This window comes from Nocardioides sp. HB32, assembly GCF_054058995.1.
Map to the genome: position 1 here is coordinate 1,004,977 of NZ_JBSSBS010000001.1, position 14,814 is coordinate 1,019,790.

Genomic DNA, 14,814 nt, shown 5'->3' on the forward strand with positions numbered 1-14,814 from the left:
TCGGTCATGTGGCGTACCTGCTCAGTCGTCGTTCGAGCGGACCCTGCGCCAGGCTGACGAGGTAGCACACGACCCAGAAGTAGAGCGCCGCCATCGTGTAGAGCGGCAGGTACTCCGTGGTCGCCGCGGCCGTCACCTGCGCCTCCCGGAACAGCTCGGGCACCAGCACCAGCGAGGCGAGGGCTGAGTCCTTGATGAGGGACAGCAGCGTGTTGCCCAGCGGCGGTACGGCGATCCGCGCAGCCTGCGGCAGGATGATCCGCCGCATCGACTGCCAGTAGTCCATGCCGATCACGGTCGCTGCCTCGTACTGCCCGCTCGGGACCGACAGGATCGAGCCACGGACGACCTCCGCGGCGTACCCGCCCACGTTGAGGCTGAGCGCGACGATCGCGGCCGGGTACGGGTCGAAGTCGAGGCCGATCGCCGGCAGGCCGAAGAACACGATGAACAGCTGCACCAGGAGGGGGGTGCCGCGGATGACCGAGATGTACGCGCGGGCGATCCAGTCGAGCACGCGGAGCGACGACAGCCGCGCGAGCGCCGCCGCGACGGCGAGCACCATGCCGATGACGAAGCTGAAGATCGTGAGCGGGATGTTGCCCTTCACCAGCCCCACGAACATCGGCCACGCCGTGTCCTTGACGACCTGCCACCTCGTGCGCGAGTCGGAGGCCTTGACGTCGACGTCCTTCGACCCACCCTGCACCGTCACGTCGGCGCCGAAGTACTTCTCGGAGATCTTCGCGAGCGTGCCGTCCTTCGTGAGCGCGGCGATCGCGTCGTCCGCCTCCTGCTGCAGCTGCGGGTCGCTCTTCCGGAAGGCCAGCGCCTGCTCCAGCACGTCGTGGCCCGCGTCCCCCGCGATCTTGACCTTGTCGTTGCCTGACGTCGCGAGGTAGTCGAGCACCGCGATGTTGTCGTTGACGATCGCGTCGACCCGGCCCTGCTCCACGAGCTGCACCCCGGGGCCGAAGTCCTGGACGTACTGCACCTTCGCGCCGGCGTCCTTCGCCACCTGCGCCCAGTTGCTGCTCGCCGTCTGCGCGGTCGTCCTCCCCTTCAGGTCGGCGAGCGAGGTGATGTCGTCGTTGTCCTTCGCGGTGACGATCACGCCGTGCGAGTACGTGTACGGCGTGCTGAACAGGTACCGCGCCTTGCGCTCGCCGGTGATCGTGACCTGGTTCGCGATGACGTCGATCCGGTTGGAGTCGAGCGCGGGGAACAGCGAGTCGAACGGCGCCTCCACGAACCGGAGGTCCCAGCCGGCCTCCTCGCCGACCGCCTTCATCACCTCGATGTCGAAGCCGGTCAGCTGGTTCGTGTCCGGGTCGCGGTAGGAGAACGGCGGGTACACGCCCTCGGTGCCGACGCGCACGACGCGGGGATCGTCGTCGGCGTACGCCGGTGCCGTGACTGCGAACACCCCGGACAGCCCCAACAGCACGGCGAGCAGCACCAGCGGGCGGATCGAGGGCACGGACCACCGTAACCCGGCCCGGCGAGGGCGAAACGCGCCAGGACCGGATGGTGGTCCACGCCGGCGCTCCCCGCCTACCCCTCCTGCTCGAGCCACTCGGCCCAGCTCGGGCCGCGCAGCAGCGCGTCCGGACCGGGCAGCATCGAGCCACCCATCATGCTCGGCGGGCCGTCGACGGCCTCGACCTTGACGTCGGAGCCGGCGCGCTCGACGAGGCGGCGTACCTGCTCGACGAGGTTCTCCTGCTCCGGGCCGGCGAGGTCGACGTCGCCCTCGACCTCCCCGGTGGCGACCTCCAGCAGCAGCTTCACGATCTCCCGGGTGTCGACCGGCTGGGTCGGCACGTCGATGATGTGCGCGACGCCGTCCTGGGTGTTCCACTCCAGCATCTGGCCGGCGAAGTCGTGGAACTGCGTCGCCCGCAGCACGACCACGCCCGGCGCGGTCGCCCGGTACGCCTCCTCCTGCTCGAGCTTGGCGACGTAGTAGTCGTAGTCGGGGCTCCTGTCCACGCCCACGATGGAGAGCACGACGGTGCGCGGCACGCCGGCCGCGGCGGCAGCGCCGCCCAGGTTGCGGGCGACGGCGGGGAAGAAGTCGCCGGCCACCTCGAGCGGGGCGGCGGTCACGTCGACGACGACGTCGGCGCCGGCCAGCGCGTCCTCGAGGCCGACCGGGGCCAGCAGGTCGAAGCCGGTCTCGCGGGCGATCTCGACGACGTCGTGGCCCTGCGAGCGGGCAAGGGCGGCGAGCTGGGCGCCGATCCGGCCCGTGGCGCCGGCAATGGCGATCTTCATGGTCTGCTCCTCTGTTCTGTAACTCGGATACCTTCTATCCACGATTAGATCACTAACTCGGATACTTGTCATCCACGAATTCGCGTAGGATGGCCGGCATGAAGCTGTCCGGCGGTGTCGAGTGGGCCGTGCACTGCTGCGTCGTGCTCAGCCAGGCCGAGGGACCGGTGCCGACCCAGCGGCTCGCGGAGTTCCACGGCATCTCGCGGACCTACCTCGCCAAGCACCTCCAGCAGCTGTCGCGCGCCGGCCTGGTCACCTCGACGGAAGGACGGGTCGGCGGCTACCTGCTGACCCGGCCCGGTGACGAGATCACCGTGCTGGACGTCGTCCAGGCGATCGAGGGCCGCGAGCCCGCGTTCCGCTGCACCGAGATCCGGCAGAACGGGCCGCTCCCGGCCAGCCCCCAGGTCTGCCAGCGCCCGTGCGGCGTCAACCGCGTCATGCAGCTGGCAGAGCAGGCGTGGCGCGAGTCGCTGCGAGCCGTCACGATCGCCGACCTGGCCGCGGGCGTGCTCCAGGACGCCGGACCGCAGACGTTCGACCGCGTCCGGGAGTGGCTGGCTACCTGATCGTGCCGACGCCCGGGACCAGCGGCAGGTCGAGGGCGGTGACCCAGCCGGCGGGCAGGTCGTTCACGTACGGCACCGCGTTCAGCGCGCGCAGGCCGGTCGCGAGGCACCCGGCCACGGCCGGCGCTCGGCCCGAGCCGTCGGTGAAGCGGAACGCCGTCTCCTGGCTGATCGAGGGTGAGCCGGCGATGTCGACGCGGTATACGTCGTCCGCCGAGCCGGCGGGCCAGTCGGGGGCGGCGTCCAGCCCGATCCGGTTGACGTGCTCGAGGGTGATCACCTCACGCCCGGCGTACACGCCGTTGATCGTGAAGCGGATGGCGGCGACGTTCCCGGCCTCGATCACGCCCTTGGCGGTCTTGCGGTCGGTGGGCGTCACCCACTTCTCCCAGGTCGTGGTGATGTCGTCGAGCTCGATGCCGGCGGCGTGCGCGATCATCGGCACCGTCGCGCCCCACGCCATGATCAGCAGCTCGGGGATCTCCAGCAGGGGCGTGAACCCCGGCGGCCGGCCGATGCCCATCTCGTCCTCGTAGTCGCCCTCGTAGTCGGTGTAGTCGAGCAGCTCCGACGCGCGCACCGAGTCGACCCGGCCGCACAGCCCCATCAGCGTCAGCGGGAAGAGGTCGTTCGCGAAGCCCGGGTCGATGCCGGTCGTGAAGCAGCTGGCTCCGCCCTCCTCGCAGGCGGCCGTGATCGGGTCGCGCCAGTCGCCCGGGACCTGCTTCAGGTCCGGCCACACCCACGGCGTCATCGCGGTCGAGCAGACGTCGATGCCGGCGCGCAGGAACGCCGAGATCACGCGGATGTTCTCGTCGGCGTACTGCGCCGTCGGGCCGTAGTGCGCCAGCGCGTCCGGCTCCAGGGCGATGAGCTCGTCGACCGACGTCGTCGTCACGATGCCGGTGGGAGGCACGCCGATCAGGGTCCCGACGTCCTGCCCCGCGCGCTCGGAGCGGGTGACGCCGACCCCGACCAGCTCGAACGCCGGGTGGTCGAGGATCTCGGCGATCACCATCGAGCCGACGACGCCGGTTCCCCAGACGACCACGCGCTTCTTCATCAGTGTCCTATCGGTCGAAGGCGGCACGGACCTGGGCTTCGGTCAGGCCGTAGTCGTCGAGCGTGTACGAGTGCGAGGGCGCGGCCTTCCCGGACCTCGACTCCGCGTCCAGCTCGGTGATCGCGACCTCGACCTCGGGGGTCCAGTCCAGGCCGAACGTCTCGTAGACCCCGCGCGCGACGCCGAGCGGGTCGGAGCGCAGGTCCGAGAACGCGACGTCGACGAACTGGTCGGCGTCGTAGCGCGGCCGCGCGTCGTGGAACGCGTGGTAGGCCCGCGACCACAGGTCCAGCTGGGTCTCGCCGATCGTGCGCCCGACGTACGTCGTCGAGTGCCCGTCGGTCGTCTCCGCCGAGAGCGAGCACGACGACGCGATGCAGACGACCGGGTCGCGGTGCGTGTAGACGATCAGCGCGTCGGGATAGACCGTCATCAGCGCGTCGAGCGCCGTCATGTGCGAGGGGTTCTTGAGCACCCAGCGCTTCTCGGGGTCGTTGAGCCCGACGAGCTGGAGGTTCTCCTTGTGCCGGGCGTACGCGTCGGTCCAGTCCTGCGCCCGCAGCCATGCGGTGTAGCGCGGGACGTTGGCGAGCGACTCGTAGGAGTTCGACTTGCCGGTCTGCCGCAGCAGCCGCCAGCACTCCTCGACGGTGGTCGCGTCCATGTAGTGGATCCCCATGAACTTGGGCGACTCGACGTGGTGCGCCGAGAACGCCTGCTGCATGGCGCCGAAGATCGGGTCGGACACCCAGGTCTCGCGCGGCGGCCGCGGCTGCGGGTACTGCGTCAGCCACATCTCCAGGCCCTGCGCCATCGGGTCCGCGTGCAGCAGCCGGTGCAGCGCCGTCGTCCCCGTCCGCGGCAGGCCCATCACGAAGACGGGCCGCTCGATCGGCACGTCGCGGTGCTCGGGATGGGCGGCGAACTGCGCCTGGGTCAGCAGCACGCCGACCAGCGCGCTCTTGACCTCGGAGCGCTGGAAGTAGTTGCCCCGCGGGGTCAGCCCGGCCTCCGCCGACGACAGGTCCTCGGTGAGCACCCGCAGGCCCTCCTCGTGGGCGCCGTCGCCGAAGTCGCTCATGCCCGTGGTCCGGACGGCGGCGGCCACGATGTCCTCGTAGCTGCCGACGTCCGGGCGCTCCCGGGTCATGACGTTGTCGGACATGTCAGTCGTGGAACTCGCCGCAGTCGACCGTCAGCATCTGGCCGGTGACGGCCGATGCGAGGTCGGAGGCGAGGAACAGCGCGGCCCGGGCGACCTCCCGCGGGGAGGCCAGTCGCTTCAGGTCGGTCGGCGCCGCCTTCTCGGCGTACACCTGCTCATGGGTCTTCTCCTCGACGGCCGCCAGGAAGTCGAAGTAGCCGCGGTTGACGTCCTCGTAGATGTACGACGGCGCGACGCTGTTCACGCGGATCCCGCGCGGTCCGAGCTCGGTGGCCAGCGAGGAGGCGAGGTGCTCGAGGGTGCCCTTGGACAGCTTGTAGCCGGCGTACTCGGGCTGCGAGGAGAACACCACGCAGGAGTTGAGCATGATGATCGAGCCCTTGCTCTCCGCGAGCGCGTCGGCGAACAGCGCCGAGAGACGCAACGGCGCGAACACGTTGGTCTCGTTGACCTTCGCGAGCTTGCGGGGCTCGATCTGGGTGATCGGGTCCATCGGCGGGATCGTGAAGGCGTTGTTGATGACACAGTCGACGCGGCCGAACGCCTCCAGGGTCCGGTCCCGCAGGTTGACCCGCGAGTCCTCGTCCGTCACGTCGGCGACCACGCTGACCACCTTGCCGCCGTGGCCCTCGAGCTCCGCCTGCAGCTCGAGGAGCCGGGACTCGGTGCGGCTGGCGATGACCAGGTCCGCGCCCATCCTCGCGGCCTCCTCGGCCAGCGAGCGGCCCAGGCCCGGGCCGATGCCGGAGACGACCAGGACCTTTCCGCTCAGCAGCGGTACGGCGGCGTACCGCTCCTCGATCGAGGTGTCGTGGGAGTCGGCGTATCCAAGCTCTGTGGTCACGCGCCCAGAGTAGAACCTGTTTCAGTTTTGGTCGAGCGGTGCGCTCCCCGCGGGGCAGATCCGCCGGGGGAGCGGGCCGAAGTTCCCTCTGGAGAGGGCTTCCCAGGCGTTGTGACGTGTGCAACACTCTCGCAACCGAGCGATCGCTCGGTCGGTTGATCAGCCGCAGTGTTCAACCGCCGTGGAGCCAGAGAGGGTTGCCGTGACGGTTGGAGTGGAGTCGTCGCCGGGTCAGGTGGCGGCCGCGTTCCGGAGCTGGTCGGACGCGTTCGGGAAGGCGATGCAGGACGGGGACGGGGCCGCAGTGCTGGACCTGCTCGACGCCGACTGCTGGTGGCGCGACCTGCTGGCGCTGAGCTGGGACCTCGGGACCTACCACGGCACCGAGCGGATCTCGGGCCTGCTGGACGACCACCTGAAGCGCGCCGGCGTCACCGACCTCACCGTGGTCACCGACTTCGGTCCGCGGTTCGTCGCGGAGGACGACGGCGGCGGCACGATCGAGGGCTTCTTCACCTTCCAGACGCCGCAGGCGTGGTGCCGCGGTGTCGCGCGCATCCGAGAGGTCGACGGTGTGTGGAGCGCCTGGACCGTGATGACCGGGATGGAGGACCTGAAGGGGCACGAGCGCGCGCTCGGCGCGCGCCGGCCGACGGGTCCCCGGCACGAGGTCGGCGCCACCACCCAGCGCAACTGGAAGGACCAGCGAGAGGCATCCGCGGCGTACCGTGACCGGGATCCGGAGGTGGTCGTCCTGGGTGCCGGTCAGGGCGGTCTCGCACTCGCGGCCAACCTCCGCCTCATGGGCGTGGACGCGCTGGTCCTCGAGAAGAGCGGCCGGATCGGCGACGGCTGGCGCAAGCGCTACCACTCCCTCGTGCTGCACGACCCGGTGTGGGCGGACCACCTGCCCTACCTGCCGTTCCCGCAGTCGTGGCCGATCTACTCGGCGAAGGACAAGATCGCCGACTGGTTCGAGTTCTACGCGCAGGCCATGGAGCTCAACGTCTGGTGCTCGGCGGACATGACGGCTGCGGCGTACGACGAGGCCTCGCGCCGGTGGACGTTGACGGTGCAGACGCCGCAGGGCGAACGCACGATCACGACGCGCGACGTCGTCCTCGCCACCGGAGCGGCCGGCGAGCCCAACGTGCCCGACTTCCCCGGGAGGGACCGGTTCGAGGGCACCGTCTACCACTCCAGCCGGCACGGTTCCGGCGGTGACTGGTCGGGCAGGAAGGCCGTCGTGGTCGGGGCGTGCAACAGCGGCCACGACATCGCGCAGGATCTCTACGAGGCAGGCGCCGACGTCACCCTGGTGCAGCGGTCCTCGACCCACATCATCAGTCAGGTGCACGGGATCCCGGCGATCTTCGGCGCCAACTTCACCGAGGCCGGCCCCCCGACGGAGTACTCGGACCTCCTGGCCAGCGCCTTTCCCTGGCCGCTCGTGCTCGAAGCCGCCAAGCAGGGAGTCAAGGACACCGCCGAGAAGGACGCCGCGCTCCTCTCCTCGCTCGAGGCGGTCGGCTTCAAGCTCAACGACGGCCCCGACGGCACCGGCCTGATGGGTTTCGCCCTGGCCAAGGGCGGCGGCTACTACATCGACGTCGGCGCGTCCGGGTTGATCGCCACCGGCCGGATCGCGCTGGCCCAGGGCTCCGGCCTCGCGGAGTTCACCGAGTCGGGGATCAGGCTTGCGGACGGTCGCGAGCTGGACGCCGACCTCGTCGTGCTGGCCACCGGCTACTCCAACATGCGCGAGACGGCGCGGCGGCTGTTCGGCAATGAGGTGGCCGACAAGCTGCCGCTCGTCCTGGGCGTCGGGGCGGACGGGGAGATCGGAGGCCTCTACCGCCGCACCGGCCAGGACGGGTTCTGGTACATGGGCGGCCCGCTCGCCTGGGTCCGCATCTACTCCAAGCACCTGGCACTACAGATCACCGCCGACCAGGCCGGGATCTCACCGTCCTGACGCTGCGGCGTCAGGTCCCCACGGGTCTCTCGGGGCTCTGCACCACCGGCCGTGAACGGCGCGCTCCAACCAGCCGCGCACGGTCATCCGATGAGGGCTGCCATCACAGCACTCACTCACACCCGGACCACGAGGTCCGGGGTGCATCGTCAAAGGAGAAGTGATGAAGGTCAGCAGCAAGAGGAGGGGGTCGGCCGTCGGCATGGTGGCGATCCTCTGCGGGCTCAGCCTGGTGGCGGCCGCCTGTGGCGGGGACGATGGAGACTCGGATGGCGGCTCGTCCTCGGGCGGCAAGCAGCTCGTCTACTTCATGGCGCCCAACACGACGCCGACCCGCTACATCGAGCAGGACGGGCCTGACTTCAAGAAGGCGCTCGAGGCGCTGGACCCCGACATCGAGGTCAAGTTCGTCAACGGCGGAGGGGACTCGGCCACCCAGCTGTCCCAGGCGAACGCGGCGATCTCTGCCGGGGCCAAGGCCCTGGTCGTCGTGGCCGCGGACCCCAACACGAGCGCCGGCCTGCTCCAGGCAGCCGGCGCCGCCAACGTCCCGGTGATCGGCTACGAGAACCCGCCGCTCAACGGTCCGATGTATGCACAGGTGATCTTCGACCCGTACAAGGTCGGACTCCAGCAGGGCGAGTACTTCAAGAGCCAGGTCGATGCCGGCGCCTTCGGCGACGGCACGGTCGACCTGGCCCGGCAGTACGGCAACAAGGGCGACGTGTACACGACCGAGATGCTGCGCGGCCAGAACGAGGTCCTGCAGCCCCTCATCGACGACGGCACCGTGCAGGTCGTCTGTGAGGACTACATCAAGGACTGGGCGCCCGACAACGCGCAGCAGGCCGCCGAGCAGTGCCTGACGAAGACCCAGAACCAGATCGACGTGTTCCTCGGGTTCTACGACGGCAACGCGTCCGGCATCATCGCGGCCCTGCAGGGCAAGAGCGTCGAGATCCCGGTGTACGGCGGTCAGAACCCCGAGCTCACCGGCTTGCAGTACATGCTGACCGGCGACCAGCAGGACGACGTGCTCAAGGCCTTCTCCGTGGAGGCTGATGCGGCCGCGAAGATCGCGTTGGCCGCGATCAACGGCGAGGACCCGCCGTCCGACCTCGTCAAGGACTCGGTCAACAACGGCACCGACGACATCCCGACCGCGAAGCTGGACACCACGCTGATCCACCTCGAGGACGGGAAGGACCCGGGCGAGGTCGTGCAGCAGGCCGTCGACCTCGGGATCTTCACGTGGGAGCAGATCTGTGACGGTGGTCCCGCTGCCGACACTCCCACGTGCAAGGCAAAGGTCGGCTGACCCACCACGATCCGGGGTGGCCGCCCACCGGGCGGCCACCCCGCACCACGAGAGGAAGACCCATGCCTGAGGTGGCTGCGGACGCCAGCGCCGTGCCCGCGACCCGCGGTGAGCTGTTGCTCGAGCTCAGCGGCGTCTCCAAGTACTTCGGTGGCGTTCGAGCGCTGCACGAGGTCGACCTCGAGCTGTACCGCGGCGAGGTCGTCGGCCTCGTCGGGGACAACGGAGCCGGGAAGTCGACACTGGTCAAGGTCATCTCCGGCGTGGAGCACCCCGACTCGGGTGAAGTCCGGGTGGGCGGTGAGCCGGTACGACTCGAGACGCCTCGAGCCGCGCAGTCCGCCGGCATCCACACCGTCTACCAGGACCTGTCGCTGTGCGACAACCTGGACGCGGTTCGCAACGTCTTCCTCGGTCAGGAGCTGACCGGCAGTCTCCTGCGCGGCCGGCCGCTCGACCGGCACCGCATGGAGGCGGCGGCGCGCACCGTGCTCGACAGCCTCGCCGTCCGGGTTCGCTCGATGAGCACGCCCGTCGGCGGGCTCTCGGGCGGGCAGCGTCAAGGCATCGCCATCGGCCGTGCGCTGATCTCGGACCCGAGCCTCGTCCTCCTGGACGAGCCGACCGCCGCCCTGGGGGTCTCGCAGCGCACCGAGGTGCTCGAGCTGATCGTCCGCCTCAGGTCGCAGAACAGAGGGGTCCTGGTCATCTCGCACGACCTCAAGGACGTCCAGGAGGTGGCGGACCGCATCGTGGTCATGCGGCTCGGCAGCAAGGTGGCCGAGTTCGCGCGCGGCCAGTACTCCTCGGGCGACCTGGTCGCCGCGATCACCGGAGCCCATGACGCCCCCCGACCCAGTGAGGGAGACCGATGAGTGTCCAGCAGTCGGCGGTGCCCGTGTCCGTGGCCTCTCCGGGCGACCTGCCCACGCCGCTGCGCGGGCGCATCGTCGCGGGCCTCAGCGGTCCGTACCGCAGCATCCCCGTCCTGATCGTCCTCGGACTGATCTGGCTCTACTTCTACTCCCAGAAATCGGCGTACCTCACCACGACCAACATCACCAACCTCACGCTGCAGATCGTCACGACCGCGATCCTGGCGCTCGGCGTGGTGTTCGTGCTGCTCGTCGGTGAGATCGACCTGTCGTCGGCCATGCTGTCGGGAGTGTGTGCGACGGTCACCGCCCAGCTGGCCATCAAGAGCGACTGGCCGCTGTGGGTCGCCATCGGCGGTGGCGTCGTCGTCGGTCTGCTCTTCGTGCTCGCCGAGGCTCTGGTCATCATCTTCGGGGTGCCCTCGCTGATCGTGACGCTGGGCGGCATGGTCATCCTCCAAGGACTCCTGCTGGTCGTGCTGCCGCCGGAGTTCGCGATCAACATCGGTGGCACCGACTACGCCAAGATCTCCTCGACCTACGTCCCGGCGGGATGGAGCTTTGCGATCGCCGGTGTCGGATGGCTGCTCTTCTGCGTGGCGCGCTATCGCAGCCACCGGAGGCGCGGCGCCTCGGCGACCTCGTCCGCCCTGCTGTGGCTGGGGGTGCCGGCGGTCGTCAGCGGTGCCGCGGTCTTCGGAGCCGTCGCGGTCCTGAGCGAGGGCCGCGGACTCCCGCTCCCGGTGCTGATCCTGGTCGGCATGCTCCTCATCGGTTGGTACTTCACCAGCCGGACCCGCTACGGCACCCACCTGTACGCCGTCGGCGGCAACCGGGAGGCAGCCCAGCGGGCTGGTATCCCCGTCTCCCGCATGGTCGTCTACTCGTTCCTGGTGCTCGGGGTCTGCGCCGCGGTCGCCGGCATCGTCGAGGCGTCCCGGCTCCTGGCCGTCTCCAACTCCTCGGGAGGCGGGCCACTCATGCTCAACGCGATCGCGGCCGCCGTCGTCGGTGGCGCCAGTCTCTTCGGTGGCCGCGGCACCGTGTGGGCCGCGCTGCTCGGTGCGCTGGTGATCGGGTCCATCAACAACGGTGTCCAGCTCCTGGGCTTGTCCACCGAGGTTCAGAGCTTCGCGACCGGAGGCGTCCTTATCCTTGCCGTTGCGATCGATGTCGTGATCACCCGTGGCTCGCTGCTGCCGAACCGCCGATGACCAGCGAGACGGCGAGGTACCGGAGTGAGAGCGGAGGTGCGGACGTGAGCGGTGAACCTGGATGGGCTCCCACGGCGGAGCAGATCGACGGCTCCCGGGTGGTCGACTTCGCCCGATGGCTCGGGACCGAAGGGATCGTCACGCTCGCCGACCCGCGCGACTACCGCGAGCTGCAGGCGTGGTCGGCCTCGGAGCCAGCGCGGTTCTGGGAGTCGGTGGCGAGGTACTTCGGTGTCGACTTCGGGGCGAAGGCCACCGAGGTCCTCTCGGCGCACGAGATGCCGGGCGCGCGGTGGTTCCAGGGCTCGTCGATGAACTTCGCCCGCGAGATGCTCAAGAACGGGGCGGCGGACCGGACGGCCATCGTCCTGGTGCGAGACGACGGGCATCGTGAGTCGATCACCTTCGGGCAGCTCCGGGAGCAGGTGGCGGCGGTGGCCGGTGGCCTGGCCGACCGGGGTGTCGGTGAGGGCGATCGCGTGGTCGCCTACCTGCCGAACTGCATCGAGGGTGTCGTCGCCTTCCTCGCGTCCGCCACCCTGGGGGCGGTGTGGTCCCAGACCGGTATGGACTACGCGCCGGCCGCGGCGATGGACCGCCTGGGGCAGCTCGACCCGACCGTCTTCATCGCGGGCACGGGCTACCTGTTCAAGGGGTTGCAGCAGGATCGTCGTGAGGCCGTGGCCGAGCTGCGTGTGCTGCTCCCGGTCGATGCGCTCGTCGTCTCGATCGAGACCGGTGGCGTGTTACGGGACGACACCACTCCGTGCGACATCACGTGGGAACAGCTCCACCGCTTCAGCAAGCCGGTGAACGCCGCGATCAACGTGCCGTTCGACCATCCGCTGTGGGTGCTGTTCACCTCGGGAACGACCGGGCGACCCAAGGGAATCGTCCACGGCCACGGAGGGGCGCTGCTCGAACAGCTGGTCTCGCCCGGCTTCCACATGGACCTCGGCGAGGACGACGTCTTCTTCTGGTTCACCACGCCCAACTGGATGATGTGGAACGCCCAGATCTGCGGGCTGCTGCACGGTGCGACCATCGTTCTCTTCGACGGCAGCCCGACGCACCCGGACACCGGGTTGCTGTGGCGGGTGGTGCAGGACCTGGGCGTCACCGTGTTCGGCACCAGTCCGGGCTATCTCCAGGCCAGCGCCCGCGACGGCGTCGAGCCCGGCCGCGACCTCGATCTGTCGGCACTCCAGCTGATCGGTGTCACCGGCTCGGTGCTGCCGGCCAGCAGCAACCAGTGGGTTCGAGACCATGTCGGTCGGGATCTCCAGGTCGGCTCGATGAGCGGCGGCACCGACATCGTCGGCATCTTCGTCGCCAGCGCCCCGAACCTGCCCGTGTACGACGGGGAGATCAGTGGGCCGGCGCTCGGCGTCGCCCTCGAGGTCTGGGACGACAAGGGCAATCGGCTGCCCGACGGCGAGACCGGCGAGATGGTCATCACCCGGCCGATGCCGTCGATGCCGATCGCGTTCTGGGACGACCCCGAGGGCGAGCGCTACCGCGACGCGTACTTCGACGTGTTCCCGGGGGTGTGGCGACACGGGGACTCGATCACCGTCACCGAGCGCGGGACCATCGTGATCCACGGGCGTACCGACTCGACGCTCAACCGCAACGGCGTCAGGCTGGGCAGCGCCGAGATCTACGAGGCCGTCGAGTCGCTGCCCGAGGTGACGGACAGCCTGGTGGTGGGGGTGGAGCTCCCCGAAGCGCGGCTACTGGATGCCGTTGTTCGTCGTGGTGGACCCGGTCGGGGACGAGGCCGAGCTGCGTTCGCGGATCGTCGAGACGATCGCGGGGCGCACCTCCCGCCGTCATGTCCCCGACGAGATCATCGTGGTCCCGCGCCTGCCCCACACACGCACGGGCAAGCGCCTCGAGGTGCCCATCAAGCGCATCCTGCAGGGCGCGGCACCGCGGCGGGTCGCGAGCATGGGCGCCGTCGACGACGTCGAGGCCTTGAAGTGGATGATCGACTTCGCCAACAAGCGCAACGGTTCGGATGTCGCCTCGACGGTCCTGCCCACGGACGCGTACGAGGACTGGCGCATCTACCACGAGCAGGACCTGCCGCGGGTGCTGAGCGCCGCCCTCGACGTGTTCGCCGAGAAGGGCTACCACGGGACGACCACGCGCCAGCTGGCCGACCGCTCCGGGCTGTCCGTGCCCGGGATCTATCACCACTACAAGTCGAAGCAGGACATCCTCTTCGACCTGATGACCGTGATCGTCGACGAGCTGATCGAGCGGAGCCGGTTCGCGGTCGCGGAGGCCGCGGACGACCCGCGTGCGCAGTTCGACGCCCTGGTGTCGAGCATGCTGCTGTTCCACGTGTACCGGCGCAAGGGCGCGATCGTCTCCACGAGCGAGCTGCGCAGCCTGGAGCCGGGCAACCGCCGCAAGTACCTCGAGCGGCGCGACGAGCTGCAGGTGATGCTCGACGGGGTCATCGACCTCGGAGTGTCGAGCGGTGTCTTCGACACGCCCTACCCGGGTGACGCGGCCCGGGCCATCACCTCGATGTGCGCCGGCGTGGCCACGTGGTACCGCCCCGAGGCTCCGCTGAGCTTCGACCCGCTGCTCGACCGATACCTCTCGATCGCCGAGGCGATCGTGGGCGTCCGCTGACGAAGGAGGCTCGAGCATGGGACGAGTGGAGGGGAAGGTCGCTCTGGTGACCGGCGCGGGCCGGGGACAAGGGCGCAGCCACGCGGTACGGCTGGCCGAGGAGGGCGCGTCGATCATCGCCTTCGACATCTGCGCCCCGGTCGCCTCCGTGAGCTACGACATGGCGAGTCGCGATGACCTCGAGGAGACCTGCGAGCTGGTGCGGGCCGCGGGCGGCCGGGTCCACGCAGCCGAGGTCGACGTCCGTGACTTCGACGTGCTGGACCGCCAGCTGGGGGCCGGGATCGAGAGCCTGGGTGGGCTCGACATCGTGGTGGCCAACGCCGGCATCGCGAGCTATGCGCCGGGACACGAGATCTCCGAGGCCGCCTGGCAGGAGATGATCGACATCAACCTCACCGGCACCTGGCACACGGTCAAGGCCGCGGTTCCGCACCTGATCGCCGCAGGTCGCGGCGGCTCGGTCGTCCTGGCGAGCTCGGCCGCCGGTCTGCAGGGCACGCCGAACCTCGCCCACTACGTGGCCGCCAAGCACGGCGTGACCGGCCTGATGCGGAGCTTCGCCAACGAGCTGGCGCCGCACTGGATCCGGGTCAACAGCGTCAACCCGACCCAGGTGGACACGCCGATGATCATGAACGACGAGATCTTCCGCATGTTCCGGCCCGACCTCGAGTCTCCCGGCCGCGAGGACATCGTCGACGTCTCGACCGCGACGAACGCGCTGCCGGTGCCGTGGGTCGAGCCACGCGACGTCTCCAACGCCGTCCTTTTCCTCGCTTCGGACGAGGCGCGCTACATCACGGGTGTGGCACTCCCGGTCGATGCGGGCATCCTGTCGAAGGTCTGAGCCGCCCGCCGCGTG

At 69.6% G+C, this 14,814-nt stretch carries 12 protein-coding genes and 2 pseudogenes; 9 read left to right on the top strand and 5 right to left on the bottom strand.

Annotation, left to right across the window (positions count from 1 at the left end; translation table 11 throughout):
* Positions 1–4: 4 nt before the first annotated feature.
* Complete coding sequence (locus ACVW2K_RS05095) at positions 5–1,480, bottom strand: ABC transporter substrate-binding protein/permease (protein WP_457201771.1); 1,476 nt, start codon at positions 1,478–1,480, stop codon at positions 5–7.
* Positions 1,481–1,554: 74 nt separating this feature from the next.
* Positions 1,555–2,277: an SDR family oxidoreductase gene (locus ACVW2K_RS05100; RefSeq protein ID WP_457201772.1), complete on the bottom strand. Its 723-nt coding sequence runs from the start codon at positions 2,275–2,277 to the stop codon at positions 1,555–1,557.
* 98 nt (positions 2,278–2,375) lie between these two features.
* Between ACVW2K_RS05100 and ACVW2K_RS05105 the strand changes: the two genes are divergently transcribed.
* Positions 2,376–2,849, top strand: coding sequence for an RrF2 family transcriptional regulator (locus ACVW2K_RS05105; protein WP_028636684.1), 474 nt, complete (start codon positions 2,376–2,378; stop codon positions 2,847–2,849).
* Here the strand turns inward: ACVW2K_RS05105 and ACVW2K_RS05110 are convergent.
* From ACVW2K_RS05110 to ACVW2K_RS05120, 3 genes are read right to left on the bottom strand one after another with little or no spacing between them, the layout of a single operon-like run.
* A complete protein-coding gene (locus ACVW2K_RS05110) occupies positions 2,842–3,912 on the bottom strand; it encodes an NAD(P)H-dependent amine dehydrogenase family protein (RefSeq protein WP_457201773.1) in 1,071 nt (356 codons plus the stop codon). The genes ACVW2K_RS05105 and ACVW2K_RS05110 overlap by 8 nt on opposite strands.
* Before the next feature lie 7 nt (positions 3,913–3,919).
* Positions 3,920–5,077, bottom strand: a complete 1,158-nt coding sequence (locus ACVW2K_RS05115) for a sulfotransferase family protein (RefSeq protein WP_457201774.1) — start codon at positions 5,075–5,077, stop codon at positions 3,920–3,922.
* A gap of 1 nt (position 5,078) precedes the next feature.
* Positions 5,079–5,921 (bottom strand): SDR family oxidoreductase, encoded by an 843-nt coding sequence (locus ACVW2K_RS05120; RefSeq protein ID WP_457201775.1) that lies wholly within the window; start codon positions 5,919–5,921, stop codon positions 5,079–5,081.
* 202 nt (positions 5,922–6,123) lie between these two features.
* On the opposite strand from ACVW2K_RS05120, the gene ACVW2K_RS05125 reads away from it, so the two are divergent.
* From ACVW2K_RS05125 to ACVW2K_RS05160, 8 genes and pseudogenes are all read left to right on the top strand, one after another.
* Positions 6,124–7,896, top strand: a complete 1,773-nt coding sequence (locus tag ACVW2K_RS05125) for a flavin-containing monooxygenase (protein ID WP_457201776.1) — start codon at positions 6,124–6,126, stop codon at positions 7,894–7,896.
* 163 nt (positions 7,897–8,059) lie between these two features.
* Complete coding sequence (locus ACVW2K_RS05130) at positions 8,060–9,214, top strand: substrate-binding domain-containing protein (RefSeq protein ID WP_457201777.1); 1,155 nt, start codon at positions 8,060–8,062, stop codon at positions 9,212–9,214.
* 62 nt (positions 9,215–9,276) lie between these two features.
* Positions 9,277–10,089, top strand: a complete 813-nt coding sequence (locus tag ACVW2K_RS05135) for an ATP-binding cassette domain-containing protein (RefSeq protein WP_457201778.1) — start codon at positions 9,277–9,279, stop codon at positions 10,087–10,089.
* Positions 10,086–11,303: a sugar ABC transporter permease gene (locus tag ACVW2K_RS05140; RefSeq protein ID WP_457201779.1), complete on the top strand. Its 1,218-nt coding sequence runs from the start codon at positions 10,086–10,088 to the stop codon at positions 11,301–11,303. Before ACVW2K_RS05135 ends, ACVW2K_RS05140 begins: the two co-directional genes overlap by 4 nt.
* A pseudogene (locus ACVW2K_RS05145) lies at positions 11,300–12,970 on the top strand (acetoacetate--CoA ligase); the annotation flags it as partial. The gene ACVW2K_RS05140 and the pseudogene ACVW2K_RS05145, both read left to right, overlap by 4 nt.
* A 55-nt stretch (positions 12,971–13,025) precedes the next feature.
* Positions 13,026–13,181 (top strand): annotated as a pseudogene (locus tag ACVW2K_RS05150) (hypothetical protein); the annotation flags it as partial.
* 108 nt (positions 13,182–13,289) lie between these two features.
* Positions 13,290–13,949, top strand: a complete 660-nt coding sequence (locus ACVW2K_RS05155) for a TetR/AcrR family transcriptional regulator (RefSeq protein ID WP_457204046.1) — start codon at positions 13,290–13,292, stop codon at positions 13,947–13,949.
* A 16-nt stretch (positions 13,950–13,965) separates the two neighbouring features.
* Entirely contained in the window at positions 13,966–14,799 is an 834-nt protein-coding gene (locus ACVW2K_RS05160) for a mycofactocin-coupled SDR family oxidoreductase (RefSeq protein ID WP_028636678.1), read from the top strand.
* Positions 14,800–14,814 lie beyond the last annotated feature (15 nt).